The following is a 23,380-nucleotide window of genomic DNA, read 5'->3' as shown; positions in this document are numbered from 1 at the left end:
GTTGTACGATGGATATGGATAAATTCGATGATAAGCATATCAAAAAGCTACTCTCTGACACTCGGACTCAGCGTAAGGGGTTTGAGTTGTTGGTACGGCAATATAGTGAGAAACTGTATTGGCAGGTAAGACGTATCGTACTCACCCACGATGATGCCAACGATGTGCTACAGAATGTCTATATCAAGGCGTGGAATGGCCTCGACACATTTCATGGCGATTCCAGATTGTTCACATGGCTGTCGCGCATCGCTATTAATGAGAGCCTGGACTTCGTACGTCGTCAGAAAACGATGAATGCCATGAGTGCTGATGATGGAGGACAGAGTATTGCCAGTATGTTGATGGCCGATGAGTATTTCGATGGCGACAGAACGGTCGCATTGCTGCAGGAAGCTGTAGCCAGTCTTCCGGATGTACAGCGCACAGTGTTCTGTCTTCGTTATTACGACAATATGAAATATAGTGAGATAAGTCAGCTATTGGATACCTCGGAAGGTGCGCTGAAGGCCTCCTATCATATTGCTGTGGGGAAAATTACGCAATTTTTTAAAGAGCACGATTAAACCTTTTGAATGTCAATACGTCATATATACGATGAAAGAAGAAAAGTACATAACAGACATGGTCGGGAACCAGAATCCGTTCCGGGTTCCAGAAGGGTATTTTGACGGCCTTACCGAACAGGTGATGCAGTCACTACCAGAACGCAGACAACGGGCGAAGTCCGTATGGATGCGTCCTGTATTCTATGTCGCAGCCTCTGTATGTGCGTTGCTTATCTGTGGCGCTGCCTACTTGTTCCTGTCGGGCGTTGGACACCAGGATTCCCTGCAGGCGCAGGTCCCAGCTATGCAGGAGTCTAGTGATGTGTCCTTTGACGAGGCAGCCGATTATATGATGCTTGATAATCAGGACATCTATGCCTGTTTGGCAGGTTTTTAATGAAGGAAGTGATGAAGAAGTTTTTTGTTACAATGGTGTTCGTATGCATGTGTATGCTTAACGTTCATGCAGAAGAACCACAGAGGTTCTCCCCAGAGAAGTTTCAGACGGCCATGGAGCAGTTTATTGCCCATGAAGCTTGTCTGACACCTGAGGAGTCCGCAAATTTTTTCCCTCTTTTCCGTGAGATGCAGAATAAGCAGCGTAGCGTCTTCGCTCGCATTAAGAAAGAATGTAGTGTGAAACCTGTTGATGCTGCGGAATGTAAGAAGATGGTGCAGAAACGTGATATGTATGAACTGGAATTGAAAAGTATCCAGCAAACCTATCATAATAAGTTTTTCAGTGTGATTCCTCCCTCGAAGGTCTATGATGTTATTAGGGCTGAAGACAGGTTCCATCGCCATGCTTTTAGGAATTGGGGACATGGCGGTTGGATGAGACCACAGGGAAGGTAACCGTTATTCAAGTTTTGAGCCCTCGATCAGTTTGGGGCAGAGTTTTTCCAGTTCACATTTCTCACAGTTTGGCTTGCGTGATGTGCAGACATATCTGCCATGCAGTAAAAGCCAATGGTGCGCGTCAGGCACATCCTCTTCAGGGATGTGCCTGATGAGTGCTTGCTCCACCTTATATGGCGTGTTCTCTTGTTTTGAGACAAGTCCCAGCCGATGGGCTACACGGTAGACATGAGTGTCTACTGCCAGTGCCGACTTCCCGAATGCGACGCTCCTGATCACGTTGGCGGTCTTCCGTCCAACACCTGGCAGATCGAGAAGTGCATTCATGTCGGAAGGCACTTCACCGTTATGTTTTTCCATGAGTGCGCGCGCCATCTTTACAAGATGGGCCGCTTTGGCATTCGGATACGATACGCTACGTATGTATTCTAACACCTCTTCCTCTTCTGCCTCGGCCATCGTTCTCGCATCAGGATATCGACGGAACAACGCTGGTGTCACTTGATTGATGCGCTTGTCCGTGCATTGTGCACTGAGGATGACAGCTACAAGCAGTTGAAACACACTGCCGAATTCCAGCTCGGTAGTGACATGGGGCATTTGCTCACGGAAATGATCTAATACCCTTTTATATCTTTCTTCTTTTCTCATGGCTGATGTGTATCTAGATGCAAAGGTACGAAAAACCTAAGACTAAAATGTAGGAAATGGTTTCTTTTTTGAAAAGGTCCTATTATAGGACAAGTCTTTCAAGATAGAAACTTATATTTTCTTTCTTTTTTCTCACGAATTCTTCGTATCTTTGTGCCATCAATGTCATTTTTATTATACAAAATATGAAAAAACTACTACTATCTGCTTTTTGTGTTATGTCTGCGATGACATACGCAGACAACTCACCTGTATGGAAGAATCCCAGTGTGAACCAACAGAACCGTGAGGCACGTCGTGCCGACTTCTTTGCCTTTGAGAGTGTTGAGAAGGCGAAAGGAGAGAAAAGTGCTTCGGACCGGTATCTCTCAATGGAGGGAATGTGGAAGTTCAACTTTGTCAGAAACCACCAAGAGGCTCCAAAGGACTTTTATACCTTGAAGTACGATGACTCATCATGGACTGATTTTCCCGTGCCAGGTCTCTTTGAACTGAATGGCTATGGCGACAAGACTTATGTGAATGCGGGGTATGCGTGGAATACAACCTTTAAGAATGACCCTCCTTATATTGGTGAGACGAATAATTATACCGGTTCGTATCGTCGGGTCTTCGACCTGCCTACCGGTTGGAAAGGACAGGAGGTCTTTTTCCATGTCGGTTCTGCAACGAGTAATCTCATGCTTTGGGTGAATGGTAAGTATGTAGGCTACTCGGAGGACTCGAAAGTGGCTGCCGAGTTTAACATCACCAGGTATCTTAAACCTGGCAAGAACCTGATTGCCATGCAGGTGATGCGCTGGTGTGATGGAAGCTATCTGGAGGATCAGGACTTCTGGCGTTTCACTGGTATTGCCCGCGAGGTGTATCTTTATGCCACGCCGAAATGTCATATCAAGGATATTACAGTCGGTCAAGACTATCTGGATGGAAAAGGCTTGCTCGATGTGAATGTTGAAATAGTCAGCGGTAAGGGAGCATCCGTGGAGGCACAACTGTTCGATGCCGACGGGAAAATAGTGGCTGAAGGTCTGAAGACCACAGTAGAGAATGTGAAGCCATGGACTGCCGAGACCCCCCATCTTTATACATTATATATAGTATTAAAGAAAGACAACAAGGTTGTCGAGGCTATCCGTAAGAAAGTGGGCTTCCGTCGCATTGAGATTAAGAACGGTCAGTTGCTGGTAAACGGTCAGCCTATCTTGATCAAGGGCGTCGACCGTCATGAGCTTGATCCGGATGGCGGCTATATCGTCAGCGTAGAACGGATGATACAGGACATCCGGATTATGAAGCAGTTGAATATCAACGCTGTCCGTACCTGTCATTATCCTGATGATCCCCGTTGGTATGACCTTTGTGATGAATATGGTATTTATTTGACGGCCGAGTCGAATCTGGAAAGTCATGGAATGGGCTATCATGAGAAGACATTGGCTAAGAATGCTGCATTCGAAAAGATGCATATCGAGCGTCAGGAGGGAAATGTTATCTCGTTCAAGAACCATCCGAGCATTATCGTTTGGTCGTTGGGAAATGAGGCTGGTTACGGACCAAACTTTGAGAAGGCATATGATTGGGTGAAGGCATACGATAAAACACGTCCTGTGCAGTTTGAACAGGCTGGTCAGAACGGTAAGACGGATATCTTCTGTCCGATGTACTATGGTTATGAGGGTTGTGAGAAATATGCACAGGGTGATAACCCACGTCCCTTGATCCAATGTGAGTATGCTCATGCCATGGGCAATTCTATGGGTGGCTTCAAAGAGTACTGGGATATCATCAGAAAGTATCCGAAGTATCAAGGAGGTTACATCTGGGATTTCGTTGATCAAGGACTCCGTGACAAGAGCCCTGTCACTGGTAAGGAGATCTTTACGTATGGTGGTGACTATGGGCGCTATCCGGCCAGTGACTATAACTTTAATTGCAATGGTATTATCGCGCCCGACCGTCGGTTGAATCCGCATGCTTACGAGGTGGGCTATTATTATCAGAACGTCTGGGTAACAGACTGTGGTCTGAAAGATGGTCGCCTGGAGATCTACAACGAGAATTTCTTTAAGTCGCTCGATGACTTGGAACTGACTTGGTTTGTGGGCGGTGCCTCTGGTATGCATCATCATGGCGGTGACCGTCCGACTGGTATGACCTTTGGGCATGGTGGTGTCATCAATATCAGTGGGATTGGACCGCAGCAGCGGAAAACGATAACGGACGAGACACTGAAGAATACCATCGCCCGTGTGTTGGGACATCATGGCGATCAGGAGATCTTCGTCATCTTCCAATTTAAATCTCGCGAGGCTCAGCCTCTGATAGAGAAAGGACAGGTGTTGGCTCGCCAACAGTTCGTGCTGAATCCATACCAATTCCCTGAGATATCGGATAAGAACAGTGTGTCAAGGGAAACCGGAATCCATAAGGAGGAAACGGAAAGCTATGTGAAGTACGAGGCTGCCGGCACCTCACTGACTATCGGTAAGTGGAGTGGATGGATCGACTATCTTGATGTTGATGGTGAACCGATGCTGATTGACCGTCAGTCTGTTACCCCTGAGTTCTGGCGCGCACCAACGGATAATGACTATGGCGCACAGTTGCAGAACCGTCTTTCTGTATGGCGGAATCCGCAGATGAGGCTCAAGACGATTGACGTTAAAGATAATCAGACGACAGCTTCTTTTGATCTCCCCGACGTGAAGGCAGCGCTTACAATGACCTATACGCTGACGGCCGAAGGACGTGTCATCGTAAGACAGCAGCTTACCGCTGATAAAGAATCACAAGTGAGCCCACTTTTCCGTTATGGCATGCAACTGCAGATGCCGAAGGCGTTTGACCGGATTTGCTATTATGGACGTGGACCTGTGGAGAACTATATCGACCGCAACTCGTCTGAGTTCTTGGGCGTCTATGAGAACCTGGTAACCGACGAGTATTTCCCGTATATCCGCCCGCAGGAGTCAGGCAATCATACTGATGTCCGCTGGTTCCGTGTATATAATGCAAAAGGTAAAGGACTGGAGTTCTATAGCAATGCGGCGATGGAGGTTAGTGCCTTGAATTATCTGACAGCAGACCTGGATGACGGACCGGTCAAAGATAAGGTCTGGGGACATCACTCTGGCGACCTCGTGGAGCGCCCGGTCACACAGGTACATATCCAACAGCGACAGATGGGACTTGGTTGTGTGAACTCATGGGGGGCATGGCCACGACGGGAGTATCTTCTGCCATATCAGAACTACGATTTTACCTTCGTTATAAACCCCTATAAATCAGAAAAGTAGGTTATTTAGCCTCTTATTGAACAAAATGATACCGCTTACGGCTTGACTTTAATCAAAAAGAAGGCCGTAAGCGGATATTTTATGAATTTTTTGCCAAAAAGTGTTGGTGGGGTACTTATAAATTGCTAACTTTGCACCCGAAAAAGAAATGATTTGAATAAAAATCGGAAAATGTAATAACAGTTTTTTAAGAAGATTGAAAGGGATGAAGAAGATGTATGAGATGAAGAAAATGGTACTCGTAGGAATGATGATTCTTATGGGTGGTATGTCTTATGCTGAAGAAACACAGATTACTAATGAGATTGATACTACTTATATCAAGCTCGATGAGAACCTGGAGCCTGTCAACTTTGTCAATTCGACATTTGAGGACCTTCAGGAGGCTGTCGGCGAACTTGAGACGATCCTTGAAACGGAGTCGTTCCAGTTGTATGGCGCAGGCGACTATACTTATAAGGTAGAGAATGGCATGGTAACCTCTATGGCCATTCAGATTGCTGACGAGAAAAATGATAAGGTCATCTATAACAAGATCCTGAATGCTCTGGCAAAGAGTAATTCTATCAAGGATACTCATAACACTGGTGGTAACTATTATCAGTATGCTAGCTTCCAGGTGCAGTTTGATGATTTTGAGGGATATGAGAAACTGACCTTCTCAGTGATTCCTGAGTAAATGACAGAATAAGGGTTTTTTGGTATGGATAACGGGAGATCCTCAGAGATGAGTCTCTCGTTATTTTTTTGTATTATAAAGAAAGGAAATAGCCGAGACGATATAACTTGAAGACTAAAAGACAAGGACGTGTGCCGCAGAGGTTCTTGCGTTCCAGATGACCCAATAGATGGTGCCACAGACGAATCGTTGACAGAATGACAGGAATATGTATGTTCCCGACAAAAGTGAGTAGTCTGGAGTAACCACGTAGATCCTCACGGAACTGGTGGAGCGTGCGCAATCCTTCCTCGGTCTTGGCGACATACTCGGGATTGGATTCAAAATCGCAGAACAGAACAGGATTATCAATGTGTGAGATGGCGATACGATGCTGTCGCAGTGTCTTTCCTAATAACACATCTTCATAGCCATAATGGCGGAAGCGCTCGTCAAAAGGATACTGGAGCATGATATCACGACGGATGAGTAGGTTGGCAGTGTGCAGATGCTGATACGGTGTCTGGCATCGTTGTTCCGCAGTGTGTCGTGCCTCTTCGGATTTCTCATATAGATAGCGAAGCGTTCCTTTTAGCAACTTGTCGTCTCCACAGATGGCCACTCCGCCGTCAATGACGGTATCACAAGGGCTTTGCAGATAGTTGCTCAGGAACAGCGGATCTCCGATTCTCATATCGCTGTCGATAAACAATAGATAATCGTATCTTGCCGTCTTGGCGAGGATATTGCGGATGGCTGCTCGCCCCACATTCTCCTGCCTGACAATATACTGACAATTGGGGATTTCTGCAATGGATTGGTTGGTGCCGATAGCCTGAGTGTCGGTAGAACCGTCGTCTGCCACGATGATCTCATAGGTCAGAGACAGCTTCACGGCCTGCTCATAAAGCGTCCGTACCAAGTCCACACAGATGGTGTTATAGGTAGGGATGAGGATTGATAGTTCCGTCTTAACTTGTTCCATGATGGCAAAATTACGAAAAAAAAGGGAACTATCTATAGTATTTGGAAGAAAAAACAGTAACTTTGCAGCATGCTTTTTAATTCTTGGATATTTGTCGGTCTGGTCATCGCTACGACACTGGTATACTATCTGCCGTTCATAAGACGTTGGCAGGTATATGTTCTGTTGGTATCAAGTGCCTTGTTCTATGCCTATGATAGTATAGGTCTCTTACTGTTGCTGATCGCGTCGGGAATGGTCAATGCTATCGCCAGTTACGGTGCCATGTTTCGTAGGCACTCCCGTACCTATGCGACGGTGGGTGTCGTTATGAACCTGTGTCTGTTAGCGCTATTCAAGTACGGTGGCCTGATTTCTACTTCTTTCCTCGACGTTAGTGCAGGTGTCGGACAGTTTCTTTGTCGACTGCCCCTGCCGTTGGGTATATCGTTCTATACCTTTAGTGGTATTAGTCTGATTGTCGATGCATACAGAGGGCGTTATGATGGAGAGCAGGTGTCCTCGCCTCCTTCTTTTCTGCAACATGTCAGGAAGACGCTTCTTTATATATGTTTCTTCCCCAAGCTTTTAGCTGGTCCTATCGCTAAGTCTAAGGAGTTCTTCGGTGAGATAGCTCCTAAACAGTTCTCTCTGATTGATTGGACGTTTGTCTTTAAGTCACTTGTCGTGGGCTATTTCCTGAAGATGGTCATCGCCGATAACCTGAAGGACTTTACCTTTTGGATGACGTATCCGTATTTTGTGCATCGTGGTACGGGGAGTCTGTTGCTGATGGTGTTTGGCTATTCCATTCAGATGTTTGCCGACTTTGCCGGCTATTCCTTGATAGCTATTGGCGTGGCGGCTATCTTCGGCTATCGACTGCCTACGAATTTCAATTTCCCGTATATCGCCTCGTCCTTCCGTGAGTTCTGGAAACGGTGGCATATTACCCTGTCTCAGTTCCTGATGGAATATCTGTATATTTCTTTGGGCGGAAACCGGAAAGGAAAGGTGAGAACCTATCTCAATCTCTTGCTTACGATGATGCTAGGCGGCTTGTGGCATGGTGCGGCATGGAGTTATCTGGTGTGGGGAACCTATCATGGTCTTTGTCTGGTCGTAGAAAGGGCCATATGTGGTAGGAGAGAAAACTGCATATCTGTCATGCGTTGGCAGAAAGTCTCACATGGACTGTCGGTGACGTTGGTATTTGTCATGGTATCGTTCGGCTGGCTGTTGTTCATGTTACCTGATTTCAGTGAGGCGGTCTTGTATGTTAAGTGCATTTTCTGTAACTATGACTCAGGAGCATTGATCGATATGAAACTTCTGCCTATTGCCATCTATGCTTTGCCGGTAGTGATGTATCATGCCATATATTGTCTGAGAGAGAGAGCATGGGTGCAGAGATATATCTTGCGCTTTGACTATATCCTTTATGGCATCATGCTATTCCTAATACTGACCAATAGTGGTAGTGCCAGTTCTTTTGTATATTTTCAATTCTAAGGTTCTGCTGATAGTATGATCAAAAAAAGTATTCTTTGCTTTGCCGTCTTATTTGGCCTACATCTTTCGATAGTGTTGCTGAATCCTACGATGGGTATGGCCACTCATCAGTGGCAAGATAATGTTATTAAGGCCCAGCAGTTCATATATGCTGAGGAGTCAGATACCGTGATGGTTGGGACCTCCCTTTCTGCAAGGATTATCCGCGACAGTATCCCTACCGTCAGGTCCGTGTCGTTTGGCGGCTGCGCCGTTGAGGACGGTTTGAAGATCATCCTCTCGAAAGGTAATTTCCCCAAGTATATTCTGGCAGAGACCAACCTATTCTTTCTTGACGGTAATCCGGAATTGGTTTCGAAGATGACGGAAGGGGTCCTCCCTGTGCTCAGACGATGGATACCGTCTTTGCGTGAACAGTATCAGCCCATTTGTCTATTCGCTTCCATGATGGCGAGCGCGGCAGACATCAACCCACAGGCTGGCACATCGACGGTTGATATGGACCTGTTGAATGAGAGTATTGAGCATCATATCAAGTATGACTGGCAGATGCCGGAGCCGCAGGCAGAGACCCGAATGGGTGACATGAAACGACTGGTTGAGATGTTTGAGGCTAAAGGTACGCGGGTGCTATTCTTTGAGATGCCCGTCAACGAACGACTGACGCATTTGAAAAGGTATGATCAGACGAGAGAGCTCATGCAGAAGACTTTCCCTGCCGACAGATACACCTATCTGCCTTTCGATACAACCCGTTATGTAACGACCGACGGTGAACATCTTGACTATGAGGGACAACAGGTGTTCTCTCATTATTTTAAAGGGGTTCTGTCTGATTTAGGTCGTTCGGCGCAAGACCGGAATTAGAAAAAAATCGTGAAAAAAGAAAAGATAACGAAAAATATATTTGGAGAATCCGCGGAAAAGTAGTACCTTTGCAGCCGCTATTACGAGATAATAGCATGAAATTCAATTAATAACAACAAATTATCATTTAAAAAATGGCAACAAAAATCAGATTGCAGCGTGGTGGTCGTAAAGGTTATGCTTTCTATAGCATCGTGATCGCTGACGCTCGTGCACCACGAGATGGTAGATTTACTGAGAAGATTGGTACTTACAACCCTAATACCAATCCTGCCACAGTAGACTTGAATTTCGATCGTGCACTCTATTGGGTTGAGACTGGTGCTCAGCCAACAGACACTGTACGTAACATTCTTAGCCGTGAGGGCGTATACCTGATGAAGCACCTTCGTGGTGGCGTGAAGAAGGGCGCTTTCGACGAGGCTGCAGCTCAGAAGAAGTTCGATGCCTGGAAGGCTGACAAGCAGAATGGCTTGAACAAGATCGCTGAGGCTGACGCAAAGGCAAAGAAAGAGGCTGCTGCTAATGCACTGAAGGCAGAGAAGGCCGTCAACGAGGCTATTGCCAAGAAGGTAGCCGACAAGAAGGCCGCCGAGGCTGCTGCTAAGGCAGAGGAAGAGGCTGCAAAGGCTGCTGAGGCCGCTGCTGCTGAGGCAACTGAGGCTCCTGCTGAAGAGGCTGCTCCTGCTGCTGAGGCTCCTGCAGAGGCATAAAGCTTCAAGGAAAAAGACTATTGAAGCCGGGTATCTACTGATATCCGGCTTTTTTACTAAGAGACAATGCATATACTGGAGATTCCTTCGTTCTTCATCCCCTATGGTGGGGGGTTCTGTCTCGATCAGGCCAAGGCTTTGAAGGGACAGGGGCATCAGGTGCGTATCCTGAGCAACATACAGTTGTCGGTGAAGAAAGGTGCCAGATCCTTCTTGTCTCTTCCTTATACCACGAAAGAAGAGATGATGGACGATATTCTGGTCGTCCGGCATTTCCAGCGTGGTATTCCCCTGGTCATACGTCCCAACGTCAATGGGTGGGTAAGAACCGTACAAAGGATGTTCCGTGATTATGTTGTCAGATATGGCAAGCCCGACGTGATTCACGCCCATTGCGCTAAGTGGGCTGGTTATGCGGCTATGCTCATCAGTGAGGCGTATGATATTCCCTATGTCGTGACGGAGCATCTCTCGCGGATGAGTCTGGAGACAGAGTTCGGAAAACCGCCCTCTGATGCATGGCAGGTTGCCATGCTGCGCAAGACTTATCAACGTGCCAGTCGGGTGCTGCCGGTGGCAGAGGAGGTGGTGACTGATACGGCATGTTATTACGGTGCAGACTACCGGTGGGAAGTTGTGTCGAATGTAATAGACACTGCTCTCTTTCATTATCAATCCAGGAAACCCCTAGCTGACCGACCGTTCGTGTTCTGCTGCTTGGCTAACTATGATTATCGGAAGGGCTATGATGTGCTGGCATCTGCATTTCGTGAAGTGAAGGCCAGAGAAAGTCGGGTGGAACTATATGTGGCGGGTGATGGTACAGACAGTAAGGCCTGTCGGCGTTTGTTGGATATGGAAGGCGTTAAGATCTTCGGTCTGCTTGATAAGCACGAGGTGGTACAACTGCTTTATCAGAGCGATGCTTTGGTTCTGGCCAGTAGAGATGAAGTGCAGCCGTTGGCTGTGTTGGAGGCTATGAGTACGGGCATACCTGTCGTTGCGACGGAGACGCTGCCTAAGAACCTGAAAGATGCAGATGGTTGTCGCATTGTTCCTGTGGGGGATGTGGAGGCTTTGGCGTCGGAAATGTTGGATGTATGCCGGCATGCCGGTGTCGATGGCAAACCCCTTTCGGAATGGGTCAGGATGACAGCTTCTCCCGAAGTGGTTGGCGCAAGACTATCTGAGATTTTTACGGAGGTGCAACAGCAGACGCCATAGAGGACGACACTGCATCATGAGACGTATCATTCGGATACTGTTGGTGCTTTTGACAGCCCATCGCTTCTGGCATTCGATGGCCTCGTGGCAGAGACGGATGTCATATGCACGGAAAGCATGCATTAAGAGGGCAAAGACTCGTTTTTGGAAAAAGACTTTCGTGATGTCGGATTTTATGTTGTATTCGTTTGATAACCAAAAACTTTGCTCTGTGACCTTTTCGTAAAACGCGAACAATTTTCTTTCGTCTTTTGAAGCGGAAATCGTTTCTTCTCCCTGACTGTAGCAGAGTGTGCTATCTGGCAGATAAGCAATATTTCCAGCATGTGCCAGGTGGAAAGCAATCGGCAGATCTTCGCATCCGCCTTTCCGGAACAGATCCGTATTCTTCTCATAGGCTCGGCGGATGGTGTCGGCACGGTAGAGTGCAGTACACAGATGGATGATTGGCATATGGGTTTGTGTGAGGATGGCTTCGAGCATCTGTTCGCCATCTGTCAGTAGGGCGGGGAAGGGCTGTGGTGGTGATGCACTTTCTTTTTTCGTTTCCTCGTCATAATAGTGCCATCCCGTGTGTACAAGAGTGATGCTGTTGTCGGCTTCCATCAGCCTTGATGCTTTCTCCAGCTTCTGATCATCTGTCCAGAAGTCATCTCCTGCACAGTCTGCGATATAATCTCCCCGACAGGCGAGCAGGCAGTCGAAGTAATTGTCTACAATCCCTTTGTTGTGATCATTGCAGAACAAACGGATCTGTGGATAGCGTGTGGCATACTCCTGGCAGATCTCGCGGGTATGGTCTGTGGAACAGTCTTCGCCGATGATGATTTCCACAGGCAGATGGCACCGTTGACAGAGCACGGAGTCGAGGGCGCGACCGATGGTCTTCTCCTGATTATATGTCGTTACAATGACCGATATCATAGCCTGTTGTTCAGCGCTCTTGTGGAAGCATGGGAATCAGTCGCATCAGCAAGGACCGTCCTTTCTGACTATTGGACAGACGCCTGAACCATACATACTTCTGTGTATAGTTACGGTCGGGTAGAGGAAAGAGCCCCTGCCGGCGCAATTCGTCAATGCGCCTATCCAGATAGTGACGTGAATGGGTCTGAAGGATGACGTTGTAGAGATAGTCCATCGTCAGTTGGGCAATGCGACGCTGTAGGGCGATTCGATCCTCAGCAGGCAGTCGATCGGCCATCGCGTTTAGTCTGCCAATGATACCCTTCGCATCGTTTAGTCTTTTTAGCCTGTTCCTGATATGTGAGCTGGTCATGATCGATTCCCGTTGCCGACGATAGTAGTAGGCCTTGGCACTGGTGACGCAGACGCGTTCGGCACGTAGCAGTAGAAGAGGTGTGAACTCCTCGTCTTCATGCCAGATGCCTGGTGTGAACCTGAGGTCACCGAGGATACTTCTCTGAAAGAGATAACTACAGGCCGATCCATAAATGTTGTGATGACGCATGTATTCCGCACCCGTCTGGTTGTCGGTGACATCAAAGCTGACAATTGCCTTTTTGCTATTGGTGAGGTGGAACGTCACCATCTCGGGCTTGTTGAAACGAACTTGATCGAGACAGTGTTCATAGGGAACAGTCAAGAGCAGGTCGTCAGCATCAACAAACTGAATATAGGTACCTTGCGCCATACGGATTCCTGTGTTACGTGCCTCACTGAGTCCAAGGTGCTGCTGGCGCAGGTAGAGCACTTGATCTGTCAGGTCGCTTAGCGTGGAAACCGGACTGGTGGGCGAACCGTCGTCAACGATGATAATCTCTCGCTCAGAGGGACGAAGGGATAGGGCGAGAATACTCTCCACGCATTCTCGTAACAGTCTGACGGGTAACTCATAGTAGGCAATGATGAAGCTCACTATAGGTCTTGAGGTCTGAGGATTTGTCTGCATACAGATGGCAAAGTTACGAAAAAACGAGCGCAGAACAAAATAAGTTCACTTATTTTTTATGCCGAGTACAAGTAACTTCGCGATTTCTATCGCAAAGTTACATAAAAACGAGTGAAGAACAAAACAAACTTGTTTGTTTTTTCTTCCGAGTGTCCGTAACTTCGCGACGAAAGTCGCAATGTTACGGAAAAGTAAGGGATTTTCCAAATATATTCGTCATTTCGAAATAAAAACTGTATTTTTGCGTTAGAATTATAATCATGAAGAAAGAGATGGACGATAACTATGGTCATGTCCTGAAGTATACGGGCATTTTTGGAGGTGTACAGGGACTGAATATAGGCATTGGTCTGGTACGCACCAAATTGGTCGCGCTTTTGCTCGGTCCTTCGGGCATGGGGCTCGCTTCATTGTTCAACACTACCGTCAACATGGTTTTCCAGGCCACAAACCTCGGCCTCCCGTTCAGTGCCGTCCGACGTGTTTCTGAATTATACCAGGAAGGAGATGAGGCGGGATTGGCACGTTATGTGAAGGTGGTACGTGGATGGACGTTGCTGACAGCCTTGCTAGGAATGTTTGTCTGTATCGTTATCGGACCGTTCCTGAGTCATTCGACATTCGCATGGGGAGACCATACCTTGCATTTTGTGTTATTGGCACCGGCAGTAGGCATGATGACGATAACAGGAGGTGAGACGGCGATCTTAAAAGGTATTCATCGGGTCGGTGCTTTAGCCGTCATTCAGGTGATTTCAATTCTGGCAGCATTACTCTTCTCCGTTCCTGTATATTACTTCTTCGGTGCTTCTGGTATCGTTCCAGTCATTGTCCTGATGGCTTTAGCTACCATGCTCGCCACCATCCGGATTTCTTTTCGTGTGATACCTTTGCAACTGGCAAGTGCAGGACGAGCGATGAAAGAGGGAACGGGGATGATACGTTTAGGGGTGGCTTATACGTTGGCGATGGTTGTCGGTAGCCTGACAGAACTGGTTATCCGCTCGTATCTGAATGTGACAGGTGATCTTGATATACTGGGTCTGTATAATGCGGGTTATATGCTGACCATCACATATGCAGGTATGGTGTTCTCGGCAATGGAGACCGATTATTTCCCTCGTCTGGCGGCGGTGCAGGGAGATGTTTTTGCCACGAACGAGACAGTCAACCGTCAGACAGAGGTGTCGCTGCTACTCCTCTCACCGATGCTTGTGACCTTTATGGTCACTCTTCCAGTCCTGATTCCTTTGTTGTTCAGCCTAGAGTTCGTTCCTGTAATAGGAATGGCGCAGGTGGCTACTCTTGCCATGTACCTGAAGGTTCTGACGATGCCGGTGGCATATGTCACTCTGGCTCGGGGACAGGCGCTGGCATACCTCATATTGGAGAGTCTCTATTGTGTTGCCCTGATCTTGCTTATCATCTTCTGTTACCAGCGATGGGGGCTTTATGGAACGGGTGTGGCGGTTACTCTGGCTTATCTGTTCGACTTCCTGATAGTTATAGGGTATGCCTATAAGAAAAACGGCTACCGATGTTCGGCAACCGTTTTCCGTTATGCGCTTGTGCAGGTGCTGTTGGGACTGTTTTCTTATATCACAGTATGTGTCTTGTCAGGGATTGCCTATTGGCTGGTGGGAGGAATACTCATCTTGTTAAGTACGTGCTATTCCCTCCGGATCCTTCGTCGTAAGACGCATCTGTGGCAGGCGCTGATGCGCCGCTTCCGCTCTTCAACTACACAGCCTGTATCTGATTGATCTAGAATCTGAAATCAAGTTCCACGTCAACGAAGTTGTAACTGTCGTGGGTGGCACGCTCGTTCACACGGGCATACTCCATATTCAGTTGCAGGTTCTTCGTGAAGAAGTAGTTCACACCAACTTCGTACATGGTCTTTGAGGTGCTCCACTCCTTCGATTGGCGGTAGAGGTTGTAACGGGCCTTGGCATGTAGCTTCGATTTGATGACGGGCACGATACCGAAGGCATACCAGCCATCAGCCTTGTCGCCCTTACTGTAGTCGATCTCACGCACGTTGTTGGCGGCCTTTGCAGCGCCCCAGCCCTGACTGTGGATATACTCTGTACGGAATGTCCACTCGTCCTTGTCATACTCGGCTGAGATGGCGTAACGGTTTTTTTCTACGCTGCGTTTGGTACCTGTCACAGGGTCAAGCATGCCACCGCGACTGCCTGTCCATCCGAAGGCGCCGATACGCAGGCCCTTGATTGGCATCACCCAGGCACCGCCGATGATATCCTTGCGGTTGTCCTTGTCCTTCTCGTTGATACCTTCACCGTTGTACACACCCAACTGGTAGTGGAACAGACGGCGACCAGCAGCATTCGGGAAGAGGTCACCCTGTACTTGGATGCCAATGTCACGTCCGCCCGAAGATTTCTCTCCAGTACGGTCGCCGAACCCCGACAGGTTGTTGATCACCATTGCATAGCTATACCATCCCTGTGTGATGGGGTGGGTGGGGTTCTCGTAAGTGAAGGCGCGCTTGAACTGACCGACCTTAACGCGGAACGCCTTGTGTTTTACCCACTCTGCATAGAGGTCAACGAGCTGTACGGTGGGCTCACCCGGACCTTTTACGTTGGTTCCCTGAATCTGTGCACGCCAATCAAAGTCGCCAATCTTGCCGTCGAGGATAAAACGGGCCAGACGAAGGTTGAATGTATTGGTATGGGCACCTTCTTTGTCCTCACCCTGATATTGAAGCATGCCATAACCACTGAACTTGATGTTCTTAACCCACTGCGGAACTTCTACAACTGCCTTTTTGTCTTGTTGCGTTTCCTGAACCTCTTGAACGTTTGCATTAAGCAACTCGGGCTCTTCTGCATTCATGGTGCCTGCAAAACCTGTCATCAGCACGATGAGTAAAAAAAACTTCTTTATCATAAATTCCTTGTCTTAGATTATATATTTCCTTTACATATTTTCATCTGCAAGCCTGTCGTAGTTATCCACATATTCTGTATTTTGATCAAATATATCCATTTCCTGCTTTGTGATATTCCCAATGCCGTCGTACCGATAATACCGTCCACTCTCAGCCGTAAACTCAATTATACAGTAATTATCATCTGTAACGCCCTTGGGATAGTACTGTTCATCACCCTCTTTCCAACACTTCTCTTTATATTCTTTTTCAAAATGAACGATAGCTTTTCCTTGAAAACAAACACCCTCAAAAACTTGGCTGTTTTCAAAATAAAGACATGCTGAAGGATTCAATAAAAGGGCTTGTACATGCATTGAGGAGGTATTTGTAGAAATCAGATGCTTTCCCACCCCTTTATGCCATGTACAAAATACTCTTCTGATGCTTGGACTTCCATTCGCATCAATAAACCCGATATCTGCAAACATCGAATCTGCAATAAGTTTGTTAATTTCTTCTATTGTCATCATGATTCATCCTCAATTATACTATTTTATCGTTGCTCAAGTAATACTACGTTTTCCACATGCGGTGTATGTGGAAACATATCTACGGGCTGTACGGCTGCAACCTTGTAGGCCTCGTCGAGGTCTTGTAGGTCGCGCGCTTGGGTAGCGGGATTACAACTGACGTAGACAATACGCTTGGGTGCAGCACGTAATATGGTCTTCACAACATCGGGGTGCATACCGGCACGTGGAGGATCAGTGATAATCACATCGGGACGGCCGTGTTCCGCAATGAAGTCATCGGTTAGGATGTCTTTCATGTCGCCAGCATAGAAAAGTGTGTTGTCGATATGGTTTACCTCAGAGTTTATCTTAGCATCCTCGATAGCTTCTGGTACATACTCTATACCAATAACCTTACGTGCCTTTTTGGCAACAAAGTTAGCTATTGTACCAGTACCGGTATAAAGGTCGTATACGAGCTCGTCACCTTTTAAGTTTGCCAACTCGCGAGCCACGCAATACAGATGGTAGGCCTGTTCGGTGTTTGTCTGATAGAAACTCTTCGGCCCAACTTTAAACTTCAGGTCTTCCATCGTTTCAAAGATATGGTCATTACCCTTGAAAACAAGAATTTCCTGATCTCCTATCGTATCATTGCATTTCTGGTTGTTCAGATATAGTAATGCGCTGATATTGCTAAATTTATCGGCTATATGCTGCAGTAATCCAAGAGCCTCTTTCTCGCCTCCGGTCTCGTCATAGTGGAACTGGATAATAACCATCCATTCACCAGTGTTCGAATTACGGATAATAACATCGCGAAGAAGACCTTTTTGCTGTCTGAGGTCAAAGAATGACAGACCATTCTTCATGGCGTAGTCGCGGATTTCGTTACGAATCTGATTATGCAGATCATCCATCAACCAGCATTTCTCGATAGGCAGAATCTTATCGAAGGCCCCCGTGATATGAAAGCCGATGGCAGGTATGTCTTTCAGACTCTGACTCTCATCATTGGGCAAGGTCGCTATCTCCTGTTTCGTCAGGTAGCGTTTATTCGCACAACCAAAGTCGAGCTTATTGCGGTAGGCCTGTGTCTTTACACTGCCGAGTATAGGACGAAACTCCGGCAACTCAACCTTTCCAATACGAGTCAACTGGTCGTGCACCTGTTTTTGCTTGTTCTTCAACTGTTCCTCGTATGGCAGATTCTGCCATTTACATCCACCGCAGACACCGAAATGCTGACAGAAAGGAGTTGCGCGTACATTACTATATTTTATAAAGCGAATCACTTCTGCCTCCATGAAACTGTGCTTCTTGCGACGCACCTGCAGGTCAACCACGTCACCTGGAACCGTCCAGGGTACGAACACCACCATATCGTTGACCCGGGCAAGGCTCTTACCTTCTGCGGCCACGTCTGTGATGGTTACATTTTCTAGAATTGGCAATGGTTTCTTTGTTCTACTCATATTGTTTTCATTCCTTATTGAGCGCAAAATTACGAAAAAAAACGGTAAAAAACTATCAAAAGGCTTAAAAGAGTAACTAAAAATCGTAAAATGTAAGGTCGACTTAGCAATTTTTCCTTCATTTTTTTGGGATTATCTTCGTTTTTCATTATCTTTGCAGAATTGAAAAAATACAATTAATTACAATTAATATAGTTATACTGACTTATGAGTACAAAGAGAGTCTACACCTTCGGTAATGGTAAGGCTGAAGGAAATGCAAAAATGCGTGAGGAACTCGGTGGTAAGGGAGCAAACCTGGCCGAGATGAACCTGATCGGCGTTCCCGTTCCTCCTGGTTTTACAATCACCACCGACTGCTGTAATGAGTATTATCAGGTAGGACAGCAGAAGATCATGGAGTTGTTGAACGACGACGTGATGGCAGCCGTGAAACACATTGAGAATCTGATGAATTCAAAGTTCGGCGACAAGGAGAATCCGTTGCTTGTCTCCGTCCGTTCCGGTGCCCGTGCTTCCATGCCAGGTATGATGGATACAATCCTGAACCTCGGTCTGAACGACGAGGTGGCTGAGGGAATGGTTAAGAAAACCAACAATCCTCACTTCGTTTACGATAGCTATCGTCGTTTCGTACAGATGTACGGTGACGTGGTGCTTGAGATGAAGCCAGTCAACAAGACCGATATCGATCCGTTCGAGGAGATTATCGAGGGCGTGAAGAAAGAAAGTGGTGTCGTGCTTGACAAGGATCTTTCTGTTGACGACCTGAAGAAACTGGTGAAATTGTTTAAGGCTGCTATCAAAGAGCGCACCGGCAAGGACTTCCCCGACAATCCTATCGAGCAGCTGTGGGGTGCCATTTGCGCTGTGTTCCGTTCTTGGATGAACGAGCGCGCTATCCTCTATCGTAAGATGGAAGGAATCCCCGACGAGTGGGGAACAGCCGTATCAGTGATGGCCATGGTATTCGGTAACATGGGCGACACCTCTGCTACTGGTGTCTGCTTCAGCCGTGATGCCGCTAATGGTGAGAACCTGTTCAACGGTGAGTATCTGGTGAACGCACAGGGTGAGGACGTTGTGGCTGGTATCCGTACGCCGCAGCAGATCACGAAGATCGGTTCTCAGCGTTGGGCCGAGCGCGCAGGTATCAGCGAGGCTGAGCGTGTTGCCAAGTATCCTTCTATGGAGGAGGCCATGCCTGAGATCTATAACGAGCTGAATGATATCCAGGATAAGCTGGAGCACCACTATCACGATATGCAGGATATGGAGTTCACCGTACAGGAGGGCAAGCTCTGGTTCCTCCAGACCCGTAACGGTAAGCGTACAGGTGCTGCTATGGTGAAGATCGCTATCGATCTGCTCCACGAGGGTATGATCGACGAGAAAACAGCCATCATGCGCTGTGAGCCTCAGAAGCTCGACGAGCTGCTGCATCCTGTGTTCGATAAGAAGGCACTCTCTGCCGCTAAGGTGATTGCTCAGGGTCTGCCCGCATCTCCAGGTGCTGCCTGCGGTCAGATTGTGTTCCATGCCGACGACGCTAAGGAGTGGCACGAGAACGGTCACAAGGTTGTGCTCGTACGTATCGAGACCTCTCCTGAGGATCTGGCCGGTATGGCTGCTGCCGAGGGTATCCTCACCGCTCGTGGTGGTATGACCTCTCACGCTGCCGTTGTGGCTCGTGGTATGGGTAAGTGCTGCGTATCGGGTGTAGGTGCTCTGAATGTAAGCTATAAGAATAAGACCGTCGAGATCGACGGCATCGTATATAAGGAGGGCGACTATATTTCTCTGAATGGTACCACTGGTCAGGTATATGCCGGTGAGGTTCCCACAAAGGCTGCCGAGCTTTCTGGCGACTTCAAGGAGTTGATGGACCTCTGCGACAAGTACACCAAGCTCCAGGTTCGTACCAATGCCGACACACCGCACGATGCACAGGTGGCTCGTGCTTTCGGTGCCAAGGGTATCGGTCTGACCCGTACCGAGCACATGTTCTTCGAGGATCAGAAGATTGTTGCTATGCGTGAGATGATTCTGGCCGACAGCGTTGCCGGACGTGAGAAGGCGCTCGCCAAGCTGCTGCCTTATCAGAAGGCCGACTTCAAGGGTATCCTCGAGGCCATGGACGGACTGCCCGTTAACATCCGTCTGCTCGATCCCCCTCTCCACGAGTTTGTTCCCCACGATCTGGTTGGTCAGCAGACCATGGCCAAGGAGATGGGTGTCAGCCTGGAGGAGATCCAGCGTCGTGTCGACTCACTCGCTGAGAACAACCCCATGCTGGGTCATCGTGGTTGCCGTCTGGGTATCACCTTCCCTGAGATCACCGCTATGCAGACCAAGGCTATCCTCTCTGCAGCTTGCGAGCTGAAGAAAGAGGGTAAGAACCCCATGCCAGAGATCATGGTGCCACTGATTGGTACTATCAACGAGCTCAAGCAGCAGAAGGAAGTGATCCAGTATGCCGCTAAGGAGGTATTCGCCGAGTACGGTATCGAGGTAGAGTTCGAGATCGGTACGATGATCGAGATCCCACGTGCTGCCCTCACAGCCGATCTGATCGCTTCAGAGGCACAGTACTTCTCATTCGGTACCAACGACCTCACCCAGATGACCTTCGGTTACAGCCGCGACGATATCGCATCGTTCCTGCCTGTATACCTCGACAAGAAGATCCTGAAGGTCGACCCGTTCCAGGTACTCGACCAGAAGGGTGTTGGCCGTCTCATCAAGTTCGCCGTGAAGGAAGGTCGCGAGGTTCGTCCAGAGCTCCGTTGCGGTATCTGTGGTGAGCACGGTGGTGAGCCCAGCTCAGTGAAGTTCTGCGCCAAGATTGGCATGAACTACGCGTCTTGCTCTCCGTTCCGTGTGCCCATCGCCCGTCTCGCGGCCGCGCAGGGTGCTCTGGAAGAATAAGACAACATAAAATAGAACTTTAACTAATTGGGGTAAGTCTTTAATTATAAAAGGCTTATCCCAATTTTATTTATTTTTCAAAAAATCTAGGATTTGGCAAAAAAGTGCAGAAAATCAACATTTGTTTAACACATTCTGCACGTGTTTTACGCAAAATGTGCTTGTCTATTCCGTGTGCCAATAGGTAAAAGAATACTGCCGTTTATCTGTTTTTGTTATTATATATTATAAGGTTTAACTTTAATAAAACAGATTTATGGCATTTTTCAAAGCAAAGGTATTACGTCAAAGAAAGGACGGAATGTATGTGGTATACATACGAGTCACACAAAACCGCAAAAGTCAATACATCAGGACTTCATGGATTGTTGATGACATGGGACTGAGCAAGGACAAACAAGATGTAATTGATCCTTTTGTAGCGGAACAGACTTCCAAAGTTATTGCTAGATACTACAACATCCTGAATAGAATTGACACGCAGAACTGGACGGTCAAGGAAATTGTGGACTATATTCAGAAAGGGAAAGATGGTATATCGTTCTCAATGTACGCTCGTAAGCATATAGAGAAGATGAAAGCCAGAGGCCAGGAAAGGACTTCACGCGACTATAAGTGGGCACTTTATAGCCTGGAGAAGTTTGCTGGTGATAATGAGATCATGTTTTCCCAATTGACATACTCATTCCTTTCCCGATGGATAGACTCTCTTTCCCAGACGGCAAGGTCTAAAAACAAATACCCAATCAACATCAGACAGATTCACAAAGCTGCCATGTTGGAATATAACGATGAGGAAAGAGGTATTCAGTTAATCACAAACCCTTGGCCCAAGATTACAATACCCAAGGAAGATACACCAAACAAGAGAGCAATAAGCCCCAATATGCTTCGCAGGTTCTTCGCCGTTGTTCCCGACTTCAGTAGATTCACGCATCCGCTCCAGGAACTTGGACAGGATATTGCGCTGATAAGCTTCTGTATGTGTGGCATCAACAGCATTGATTTATTCTATGCGAAAAAGAGTCAGTATCACAATGGCATCTTCCACTATAACAGAAGAAAAACATGTAAGTCCCGTTCAGACAACGCATACTTTGAGATAAGAGTGCCACAGTTTATAAAGCCCACATTCGAGAAGTACTTGTCCAAAGATATGGAATCTCCTTGGCTGTTTGACTTTCAAGACCGCCTAAGCACATCAGACTCATTCAATGCCAATGTGAACGCAGGTATCAGCCAAATCTGTAAGAAAGTCTCTCCAGACTTCCATGCCAGTCTGTATTCCTTCCGCCATTCATGGGCAACAATAGCACAGAATGGATGCGGTGCGTCCCTTGGTGACGTTGACTTTGCACTTAATCACTCTACATACAAGATGGCAAGAGTATATACAAAGATAGATTACTCACCGGCATGGGAGTTGAATGAAAAAGTCATAGACTATATTTTCTTCAGCAACGAGGATATAGATAATCGTGAAGATTCCAGTCATTCCTTTGAAAGAATGTCGAAGTACAATCTTATCCGCGGAGAGGCATTCATAAGCGGTGAATGCGTATCTGTAATCGAAGATTCTGGATTTACAAATGTAGAACAGGTAATAGCAAAAGTACTTATGTCTATGCATGATGACGTACCACGCCCGACCATGGTTCAGATTAAGATTACGAATCTTGACAAGAGGCAAATACAGTTATATCAGAGAGTTTTCTGAATTTACTCGAACTTTGGCTGCAGGCTAAGCCTGTAGTCGCTTGGCGACTGGCCAAGATGCTAGGTGCAGTAGCGGCTGAAGTAAGAGAGCGACGTGAAATTCATTGCATCGGCTATCTGGGTGAGGGACAGACGTTCATCATTCAGATAGTCTTTTAATATAGGTACGGTGTGTCGGTCGATGTATGAGGTGACACTGTGTCCTGTCACGCGTTTGATGGTGGCAGAAAGATATTTGGGTGAAACATTCAGTCGCTCTGCATAGTAGCTCACATCACGCTCTGTTCGGCTGATGCCAGTAGCAAGCAGAGCCATTAGTTGTTTTACGATGTAGGCTGTGCGGTCAGTATGCGAATCTGTAGATTCTCGTTGGGCATGGGCCTCGAAGATGTCGTACATCATCGTCAGGCAGAGGCTGCCCATCAGGTTGCTGTCGAGGAATAATCGAAAGATGCTGAAAACGGACAAATTGAGTGCAACTCTTTGTGAGAACAGGGGTTGCACCCAATCTTTTTGAATCATTATTTCAAAAGAAATCGACGGTATGAGAAGTTTGCAACAGAGTTGCAAGTGAAATGTCGTATCTTTGCAGCGCAAATTGATATTATATCATAATTAGATGTGATGAAACCGTTATTGCTGCT

At 47.2% G+C, this 23,380-nt stretch carries 20 protein-coding genes; 12 read left to right on the top strand and 8 right to left on the bottom strand.

Annotated features, from left to right (window positions below):
• The first annotated feature begins 14 nt into the window (after positions 1–14).
• Genes BLU99_RS02820 through BLU99_RS02810 form a run of 3 tightly spaced genes read left to right on the top strand, consistent with a single transcriptional unit; the run spans position 15 to position 1,403 of the window.
• Positions 15–566 carry an RNA polymerase sigma factor gene (locus BLU99_RS02820; RefSeq protein WP_091899937.1) on the top strand — a complete coding sequence of 184 codons (552 nt, stop codon included), beginning with the start codon at positions 15–17 and terminating at the stop codon, positions 564–566.
• A gap of 31 nt (positions 567–597) precedes the next feature.
• Positions 598–945 carry a hypothetical protein gene (locus BLU99_RS02815; protein WP_091899635.1) on the top strand — a complete coding sequence of 116 codons (348 nt, stop codon included), beginning with the start codon at positions 598–600 and terminating at the stop codon, positions 943–945.
• Positions 946–956: 11 nt separating this feature from the next.
• Positions 957–1,403 carry a hypothetical protein gene (locus BLU99_RS02810; protein WP_091899936.1) on the top strand — a complete coding sequence of 149 codons (447 nt, stop codon included), beginning with the start codon at positions 957–959 and terminating at the stop codon, positions 1,401–1,403.
• Positions 1,404–1,406: 3 nt separating this feature from the next.
• Here the strand turns inward: BLU99_RS02810 and nth are convergent, their stop codons facing one another.
• Positions 1,407–2,057 (bottom strand): endonuclease III, encoded by a 651-nt coding sequence (gene nth / locus BLU99_RS02805; RefSeq protein ID WP_091899634.1) that lies wholly within the window; start codon positions 2,055–2,057, stop codon positions 1,407–1,409.
• 185 nt (positions 2,058–2,242) lie between these two features.
• Between nth and BLU99_RS02800 the strand changes: the two genes are divergently transcribed.
• Positions 2,243–5,356, top strand: coding sequence for a glycoside hydrolase family 2 TIM barrel-domain containing protein (locus BLU99_RS02800; RefSeq protein ID WP_091899633.1), 3,114 nt, complete (start codon positions 2,243–2,245; stop codon positions 5,354–5,356).
• Positions 5,357–5,561: 205 nt separating this feature from the next.
• The gene (locus tag BLU99_RS02795; RefSeq protein ID WP_091899632.1) at positions 5,562–6,035 is read left to right on the top strand and encodes a hypothetical protein; all 474 of its coding nucleotides are present in this window, start codon (positions 5,562–5,564) and stop codon (positions 6,033–6,035) included.
• A 73-nt stretch (positions 6,036–6,108) separates the two neighbouring features.
• Here BLU99_RS02795 and BLU99_RS02790 read toward each other — a convergent pair whose 3' ends face one another.
• Entirely contained in the window at positions 6,109–6,999 is an 891-nt protein-coding gene (locus BLU99_RS02790; protein WP_091899631.1) for a glycosyltransferase family 2 protein, read from the bottom strand.
• A gap of 69 nt (positions 7,000–7,068) precedes the next feature.
• Between BLU99_RS02790 and BLU99_RS02785 the strand changes: the two genes are divergently transcribed.
• From BLU99_RS02785 to BLU99_RS02770, 4 genes are all read left to right on the top strand, one after another.
• On the top strand, positions 7,069–8,490 hold the full coding sequence (locus BLU99_RS02785; RefSeq protein WP_091899630.1) for an MBOAT family O-acyltransferase: 1,422 nt from the start codon (positions 7,069–7,071) through the stop codon (positions 8,488–8,490).
• Positions 8,491–8,505: 15 nt separating this feature from the next.
• The gene (locus BLU99_RS02780; protein ID WP_144006081.1) at positions 8,506–9,357 is read left to right on the top strand and encodes a hypothetical protein; all 852 of its coding nucleotides are present in this window, start codon (positions 8,506–8,508) and stop codon (positions 9,355–9,357) included.
• 134 nt (positions 9,358–9,491) lie between these two features.
• Positions 9,492–10,070: a 30S ribosomal protein S16 gene (locus BLU99_RS02775; RefSeq protein WP_091899628.1), complete on the top strand. Its 579-nt coding sequence runs from the start codon at positions 9,492–9,494 to the stop codon at positions 10,068–10,070.
• 66 nt (positions 10,071–10,136) lie between these two features.
• Positions 10,137–11,294 (top strand): glycosyltransferase, encoded by a 1,158-nt coding sequence (locus BLU99_RS02770; protein ID WP_091899627.1) that lies wholly within the window; start codon positions 10,137–10,139, stop codon positions 11,292–11,294.
• Here the strand turns inward: BLU99_RS02770 and BLU99_RS02765 are convergent.
• Both BLU99_RS02765 and BLU99_RS02760 read right to left on the bottom strand, forming a co-directional pair.
• Positions 11,253–12,218 (bottom strand): glycosyltransferase family 2 protein, encoded by a 966-nt coding sequence (locus tag BLU99_RS02765; RefSeq protein ID WP_091899626.1) that lies wholly within the window; start codon positions 12,216–12,218, stop codon positions 11,253–11,255. The genes BLU99_RS02770 and BLU99_RS02765 overlap by 42 nt on opposite strands.
• A 10-nt stretch (positions 12,219–12,228) precedes the next feature.
• Positions 12,229–13,206, bottom strand: coding sequence for a glycosyltransferase family 2 protein (locus BLU99_RS02760; protein WP_176771011.1), 978 nt, complete (start codon positions 13,204–13,206; stop codon positions 12,229–12,231).
• Positions 13,207–13,466: 260 nt separating this feature from the next.
• On the opposite strand from BLU99_RS02760, the gene BLU99_RS02755 reads away from it, so the two are divergent.
• Positions 13,467–14,969: an oligosaccharide flippase family protein gene (locus BLU99_RS02755; protein WP_091899625.1), complete on the top strand. Its 1,503-nt coding sequence runs from the start codon at positions 13,467–13,469 to the stop codon at positions 14,967–14,969.
• 1 nt (position 14,970) lies between these two features.
• On the opposite strand, the gene BLU99_RS02750 is transcribed toward BLU99_RS02755, so the two are convergent.
• Genes BLU99_RS02750 through rlmD form a run of 3 tightly spaced genes read right to left on the bottom strand, consistent with a single transcriptional unit; the run spans position 14,971 to position 18,092 of the window.
• Positions 14,971–16,122 (bottom strand): porin, encoded by a 1,152-nt coding sequence (locus BLU99_RS02750; RefSeq protein ID WP_255397420.1) that lies wholly within the window; start codon positions 16,120–16,122, stop codon positions 14,971–14,973.
• 30 nt (positions 16,123–16,152) lie between these two features.
• Entirely contained in the window at positions 16,153–16,635 is a 483-nt protein-coding gene (locus BLU99_RS02745; protein WP_091899624.1) for a pyridoxamine 5'-phosphate oxidase family protein, read from the bottom strand.
• Between the two features lie 23 nt (positions 16,636–16,658).
• The gene (gene rlmD / locus BLU99_RS02740; RefSeq protein WP_091899623.1) at positions 16,659–18,092 is read right to left on the bottom strand and encodes a 23S rRNA (uracil(1939)-C(5))-methyltransferase RlmD; all 1,434 of its coding nucleotides are present in this window, start codon (positions 18,090–18,092) and stop codon (positions 16,659–16,661) included.
• A 207-nt stretch (positions 18,093–18,299) separates the two neighbouring features.
• Here rlmD and ppdK point away from each other — a divergent pair, with 207 nt between their 5' ends.
• Positions 18,300–21,020 carry a pyruvate, phosphate dikinase gene (ppdK, locus tag BLU99_RS02735; RefSeq protein ID WP_091899622.1) on the top strand — a complete coding sequence of 907 codons (2,721 nt, stop codon included), beginning with the start codon at positions 18,300–18,302 and terminating at the stop codon, positions 21,018–21,020.
• 376 nt (positions 21,021–21,396) lie between these two features.
• Positions 21,397–22,737 carry a tyrosine-type recombinase/integrase gene (locus BLU99_RS02730; RefSeq protein ID WP_218128531.1) on the top strand — a complete coding sequence of 447 codons (1,341 nt, stop codon included), beginning with the start codon at positions 21,397–21,399 and terminating at the stop codon, positions 22,735–22,737.
• Positions 22,738–22,796: 59 nt separating this feature from the next.
• On the opposite strand, the gene BLU99_RS02725 is transcribed toward BLU99_RS02730, so the two are convergent.
• Complete coding sequence (locus BLU99_RS02725; protein ID WP_255397419.1) at positions 22,797–23,258, bottom strand: helix-turn-helix domain-containing protein; 462 nt, start codon at positions 23,256–23,258, stop codon at positions 22,797–22,799.
• Positions 23,259–23,380: the final 122 nt, after the last annotated feature.

The organism is Prevotella sp. lc2012 (assembly GCF_900107065.1).
Taxonomy (GTDB): domain Bacteria; phylum Bacteroidota; class Bacteroidia; order Bacteroidales; family Bacteroidaceae; genus Prevotella.
Note: the sequence above shows the minus strand (reverse complement) of the source record. Positions and strands in the feature narration are given on the sequence as shown.